A 5,475-nucleotide genomic window follows, 5' to 3' on the forward strand; every position below is an offset into this window, starting at 1 on the left:
TCCTCGGGCAGAGCGAAGAAGCGCTTGCTGGCTTCGCGAACCGCTTCGACGTCGGCACGCGGGATCGGATGCCCGACGACATAGAGGAAGCCGATCGTCTCGAGATGGCGGCGCAGTGTCGCCGCCGTCGCGGCGATCGCTTCCTGGTCATCGCCATAGAGCGCCGACACATCGATGATCGGAATTTCGGAAAAGTCGCCGCGTGCGTCCATTCGAACACCTTCTCTTGAACATAAGATACAGTACTGTATTTCTACACATCCAAATCGCCTCAGCAATAGGCTTTCGAGCGCAACGGGAAAAACGCGGCACAATGGCACCACGCAAGATAATCATCGACACCGACCCAGGTCAGGATGACGCGTTCGCGATCCTTTTCGCGCTAGGCTCGCCAGCCGAACTCGAGGTAGTCGGCATCACGACAGTCGGCGGCAACGTGCCGCTTGCCCTAACGTCGAAGAATGCGCTCAAGGTCGTGGAACTTGCCGGACGACCCGATGTGCCGGTCTATGCCGGCTGCCCGGCGCCGATGGTGCGCAAGCTGATCACGGCCGAGTATGTTCACGGCGAAACGGGCCTCGACGGCGCCGATCTGCCCGAACCCGTCACACCGCTGCAGAGCGAGCACGCAGTCAATTACCTGGTGCGCACGATCATGGATGCGCCGGAAGGCGCGTTGACCGTCTGCACGCTCGGGCCGATGACCAACCTGGCCATGGCCATGACCATGGAACCGAAAATCGTCCCTCGGCTGCGCGAAGTCGTGCTGATGGGCGGGGGCTTTTTTCAAGGCGGCAATGCCACGCCTGCCGCGGAGTTCAACATCTTTGTCGATCCGCATGCCGCGCACAAAGTGTTCGACAGCGGCGTCCCGGTGACGATGGCCGGCATCGACTGCACCTACACTGCCCTGATGACGCCTGAATGGCTCGACGCCCTGCGCGCCACCGGCAGTCGCGCGGCGATCGAGGCCGCCAACATGGCCGACTTCTATCGCCAATACGGCACCCACAAATTCGCGACGGCGGCGCGTCCCATCCACGATGCGTGCGTCACCGGTTACCTTCTGGCCCCGGGGATCTACGAGCAGCGCCAGTGCGCCGTGACGGTCGATATCGTCTCGCCCGAAACCATAGGCATGACCGTCGTCGACTGGTGGCACGTCACCGGCCGCCGCAAGAACTGCAATGTCCTGCGCCGGATCGATCCGGCGCCGTTCTTCACGCTGATGCTGGAGCGGATCAGTGCACTGCCCTGAAAATGCGTATCCGGCGATAGACGGTGACACGGAGAATTGCGAAGCAGTCACGGGGCGGTTCGATAGGCGAATCGGCCATGCGCGTTGCGCGCGGCGACGAAGGTCTCGAATTTCATGAACGGGAAAGGCGTGCTGGCGAAAACGAAACGACCGCCTCGACCGGCGGTGCGATCAAAAGCGGCGCGGCAGACGCTCAGCCGTGAGGCCTGGATTGCGGCGGCGCGCAAGGTGCTGGAAAAGCGCGGCATCGGCGAGGTCAAGATCGACCGCCTGGCGCAGCAGTTGAAGGTCACGCGGGGCAGCTTCTATTTCCATTTTGCCAGCCTGGCGGACCTTCGCGGCGGCCTCTTGCAGGAATGGCGAAACAGCAATTGCGCGCCGTTCTGGGCGATGCGCGAGATCCACGACATAGACGGCCTGCAGTTCTTCACCGACATCGTGCATGTCTGGGTGGATGAAGCCCCTTTCAGCCCGCTGCTTGACTTGGCTGTTCGCGATTGGTCACGGACATCGAAAAAGCTCGCTCAGGAAGTCAAGGACATCGACGATCTGCGCATCGCGCTGCTCATCCGGGCGTTCCGCGCCATGGGCTATTCGGAAGACGAGAGCATCGTGCGGGCGCGCATCACCTATTTCCACCAGATCGGCCAGTACGCACTGTCCTTCAAGGAAGACCCGGCCGTGCGCCGCCGCTACCAGCCACTGTTCGGAGAAGTGCTGCTCGGACCGCTCGTTCAAGAACCCGGCACGGCGCCGAAGTCGACGGAGATGCGGGCCGATCGTCGTTAGGACCTCTGGCTGGAAACAGTCGTGCCATCTGGAACGGTCGGGCCGCGTTGTGGCGAGGAGCAGCACCTGTCGCAAAATCGCCATAGGCGGCAGTAAACTTCGAAGCCATTGTCCTTCAATCTCCGGAACCGTGCTAGAGAGCGCTACCGATTGAATAGCGCCTGCTGGTTCGAGGTCCCATTGACAAAACGGCTATCGGATTTCGACGTTGGCTTGCTGCTGACACTCGATGCGCTGTTGAAGCACCAGAACGTCACCCATGCGGCGTCGAGATTGAACATTACCCAATCGGCCTTGTCGGCCCGCCTGACGCGGCTGCGTCAATTGCTGAACGACCCTGGCACTTGAGCCCGAACTCGTCCGGCTGCTCGGTTGAGCGATTTCGTGAATACTGCTCATCTGTTCGACCCCGCCACAAGCAAACGTGTCTATCGCATTGCCGCAACGGACAATCCGGCAGCGATCCTGGCTCCGGACCTCATTCCGCGGTTCAAATCCCAAGCTCCCAACGCAAAGGTCGCCTTTACGGTGCCCGACAAGCCGAGGATCGTCGAGCACCTGGAGCAGGGCGACATCGATCTCTTCATCGGAGCCGCGGAAGACGTTCGAGTGGCCTGATCAGGCAGAAACTGTTCGAAGAGGAATTCGTCACCGCCCAGGGGCACGGCCATCCGCGCGGCAAGGGACCGATCACCCTGGACGAATTCTGTGCCCTCGACCATCTGCTCATTTCGACGATGCAGCGCCATGGCGGCGTGGACGCCCCACCGATGTTGGATGCCAATCGGGGTTTACAGCCGACGTCGGCCATTGCCCAGCCGCAGCGCGAGCCAGCCCTCAAGCGCCAACCTGAGCCAGAGTTCATGGCACAAATATAAGAAATATGTATGTAAGAAATACCACGATATGGACAGCGCCCGTCAAGAATGTTGTTCTTTCAGTACTAAAGCTCACATTGCATATGAAGAGCGCTAAAATCAAAAGCACTGTGTCAGTCGCTGGAAGCCCCAGGGTTAACCCTCTGCCCGTCAGCAGGCTGGCGGCTGCGACCGCCGGTATTGTCAAACCGATTGTGGCGCAAGCGGAACCCATCGCGACATTCAAACCGCGTTGCAGCTCATTGTTGAGTGAAGCGCGAACCGCCGAAATGGCCTCCGGCATCAACACCAGCCCGGCGATCATTGCCCCCACAATACTGTCAGCCTGGGTCACCTGGTAGGCAACGAGCGTATCTTCGACGCTTGCCGCGACCTGCTCGGCGAGCATGACAATGCCGATCAGGCCGGCCATCAGCAACAGAGCGCTGGCAAAGACGCTTTCGTGAGGAGCAGTCCGCAGCGAAACGCCGTGGGCCTGCCCTTCGACAAAGTCTTCTCGGTGGCGGACAGTCTGCGCGAACACAAAACTTGCATAAAGCAGCACCGAAAGCACGCTCACAAAGCCAAGTTGAGCTGCCGAAAATGTGCCCGGCCCCGTAGCTTGTGTGTAGGTCGGCAGAATAAGCGTCATGATGGTCAGCGCGATCAGAACCGCCAAATATGCGCTGGTCCCTTGTCGAACAATTGCCTGCTTGCGATGGCGCCAGCCGCCAAGCGCAAGACACGTGCCGACGACGCCGGTAGATGCAATCATCACCGTTGAAAAGACGGACTCACGTGCAAGCGTAGGGTTGTTCTCTCCATGCAGCATCATGGAAACGATGATCGACACCTCGATTGCCGTCACGGCAAAAGTCAGCACCAATGTGCCGTAGGGCTCTCCTACACGCCGAGCCACCGCCTCGGCGTGGTCGAGCACCACGAAAATGGTGGTGAACATGATCGCACTCGAAAGCGCTCCGACGAGTATCCTGACGCCCAGCGAACCTTCGTCCGCCGACAGCCCGCCTGCCCTGACGGCGACAGCCATCACCAAGGCGGCCAGCGGCATCGCATATGAAGTCACCGAACGTCCGAAACCGCTCATGCAAGCCCCTGCGCGCTGCTGCGAACCGTGGCTGCATTCGCGCACCGACAGATCGAAGCGTTCACCCGTTCACGCCGTCTTCTGCGTCACCAAGCCCAGTTCCTCCACCATCGCCTCGCGCATCAGGAACTTCTGCGGCTTGCCGGTCACCGTCATCGGCAATTCGGTGCGGAAGCGGATGTGGCGGGGGATCTTGTAATGGGCGATCTGGCCGGCGCAGAAGTTTCTGACCTCCTGCTCGGTGGCGATCTGGCCGGGCTTGAGCACGATCCAGGCGCACAGCTCCTCGCCATATTTGGCGTCGGGAATACCGAACACCTGCACCTCCTTGACCTTTGGATGGCGGTAGAGGAATTCCTCGACCTCCCTGGGATAGACGTTCTCGCCGCCGCGGATGACCATGTCCTTGACCCGGCCGACGATGTTGCAATAGCCCTCGGCGTCGATGGTGGCGAGGTCGCCGGTGTGCATCCAGCCGTCGGCGTCGATCGCCTCGCGGGTCTTGTCGTCGTCGTCCCAGTAACCCTTCATCACCGAATAGCCGCGCGTGCAAAGCTCACCCGGTACGCCGACCGCAACTGTAGCGCCATCGGCATCGACCGCCTTGACCTCGACATGGGGGTGGATGCGCCCGACGGTCGAGACGCGCTTTTCCAGGGGGTCGTCGACGCCGCTCTGGAACGACACCGGGCTGGTCTCGGTCATGCCGTAGGCGATGGTCACCTGTTCCATATGCATCAGCGACACCACCTTTTTCATCACCTCGATCGGGCATGGCGAACCGGCCATGATGCCGGTGCGCAGGCTGGAGAGATCGAAGGCGGAAAAATCCGGATGATCCAGCAGAGCAACGAACATGGTCGGTACGCCATAGAGCCCGGTGCAGCGTTCCTGAGCCACCGCCTTCAGCGTGGCGCCGGCGTCGAACCCTTCTCCCGGGAAAACCATGGTGGCGCCTTTCGAGACGCAACCCATCGTGCCCATCGACATGCCGAAGCAGTGGTAGAGCGGCACTGGTATGCAGAGCCGGTCGTCGGCGGTCAGCTTGATCGCCGAAGTGACGAAATTGCCGTTGTTGACGATGTTGCCGTGGGTCAGCGTCGCGCCCTTGGGGGCTCCCGTGGTGCCTGAGGTGAACTGGATGTTGATGGCTTCGCCCGGCTTCAGCTTCTCAGAGATGCGGTCGAGGCTGTCATGCTCGTCACGCCCGGCCATGGCCAGCACATCACCGAAATTGAACATGCCGGGCGAGTTCTCGTCACCCATGCGGATGACGATCTTCAACGCCGGCAGTTTTTGTGCCTTGAGCTTGCCCGGCGTGGCCTTGGCGATCTCGGGTGCCAGCGTCTCGATCATGCCGAGATAATCTGACGTCTTGAACCTGGCAGCGGTGACCAGCGCCTTGCAGCCGACCTTGTTCAGCGCATAGTCGAGCTCGGTCAACCGGTAGGCCGGGTTGATGT

At 60.9% G+C, this 5,475-nt stretch carries 7 protein-coding genes; 4 read left to right on the forward strand and 3 right to left on the reverse strand.

Annotated features, from left to right (window positions below):
• Positions 1-212, reverse strand: a 212-nt coding sequence (locus EN879_RS22940) for a 2-oxoglutarate and iron-dependent oxygenase domain-containing protein (RefSeq protein WP_206520985.1), incomplete at its 3' end; no start/stop codon positions are given.
• 101 nt (positions 213-313) lie between these two features.
• Between EN879_RS22940 and EN879_RS22945 the strand changes: the two genes are divergently transcribed.
• From EN879_RS22945 to EN879_RS40125, 4 genes are all read left to right on the forward strand, one after another.
• Positions 314-1,258, forward strand: a complete 945-nt coding sequence (locus EN879_RS22945) for a nucleoside hydrolase (RefSeq protein WP_013530363.1) — start codon at positions 314-316, stop codon at positions 1,256-1,258.
• Between the two features lie 114 nt (positions 1,259-1,372).
• Entirely contained in the window at positions 1,373-2,047 is a 675-nt protein-coding gene (locus EN879_RS22950) for a TetR/AcrR family transcriptional regulator (protein WP_013530362.1), read from the forward strand.
• Between the two features lie 180 nt (positions 2,048-2,227).
• On the forward strand, positions 2,228-2,395 hold the full coding sequence (locus tag EN879_RS40120; protein ID WP_224621640.1) for a LysR family transcriptional regulator: 168 nt from the start codon (positions 2,228-2,230) through the stop codon (positions 2,393-2,395).
• Positions 2,396-2,431: 36 nt separating this feature from the next.
• On the forward strand, positions 2,432-2,665 hold the full coding sequence (locus EN879_RS40125) for a LysR substrate-binding domain-containing protein (RefSeq protein WP_224621641.1): 234 nt from the start codon (positions 2,432-2,434) through the stop codon (positions 2,663-2,665).
• 243 nt (positions 2,666-2,908) lie between these two features.
• On the opposite strand, the gene EN879_RS22960 is transcribed toward EN879_RS40125, so the two are convergent.
• Entirely contained in the window at positions 2,909-4,012 is a 1,104-nt protein-coding gene (locus EN879_RS22960) for a calcium:proton antiporter (protein ID WP_013530361.1), read from the reverse strand.
• A 69-nt stretch (positions 4,013-4,081) separates the two neighbouring features.
• Positions 4,082-5,475 (reverse strand): AMP-binding protein (locus EN879_RS22965; protein WP_164774530.1); only part of this gene is annotated, 1,394 nt, incomplete at its 5' end.

The organism is Mesorhizobium sp. M7A.F.Ca.AU.002.02.1.1, assembly GCF_003998535.1.
In the GTDB taxonomy this organism is placed as follows: domain Bacteria; phylum Pseudomonadota; class Alphaproteobacteria; order Rhizobiales; family Rhizobiaceae; genus Mesorhizobium; species Mesorhizobium ciceri.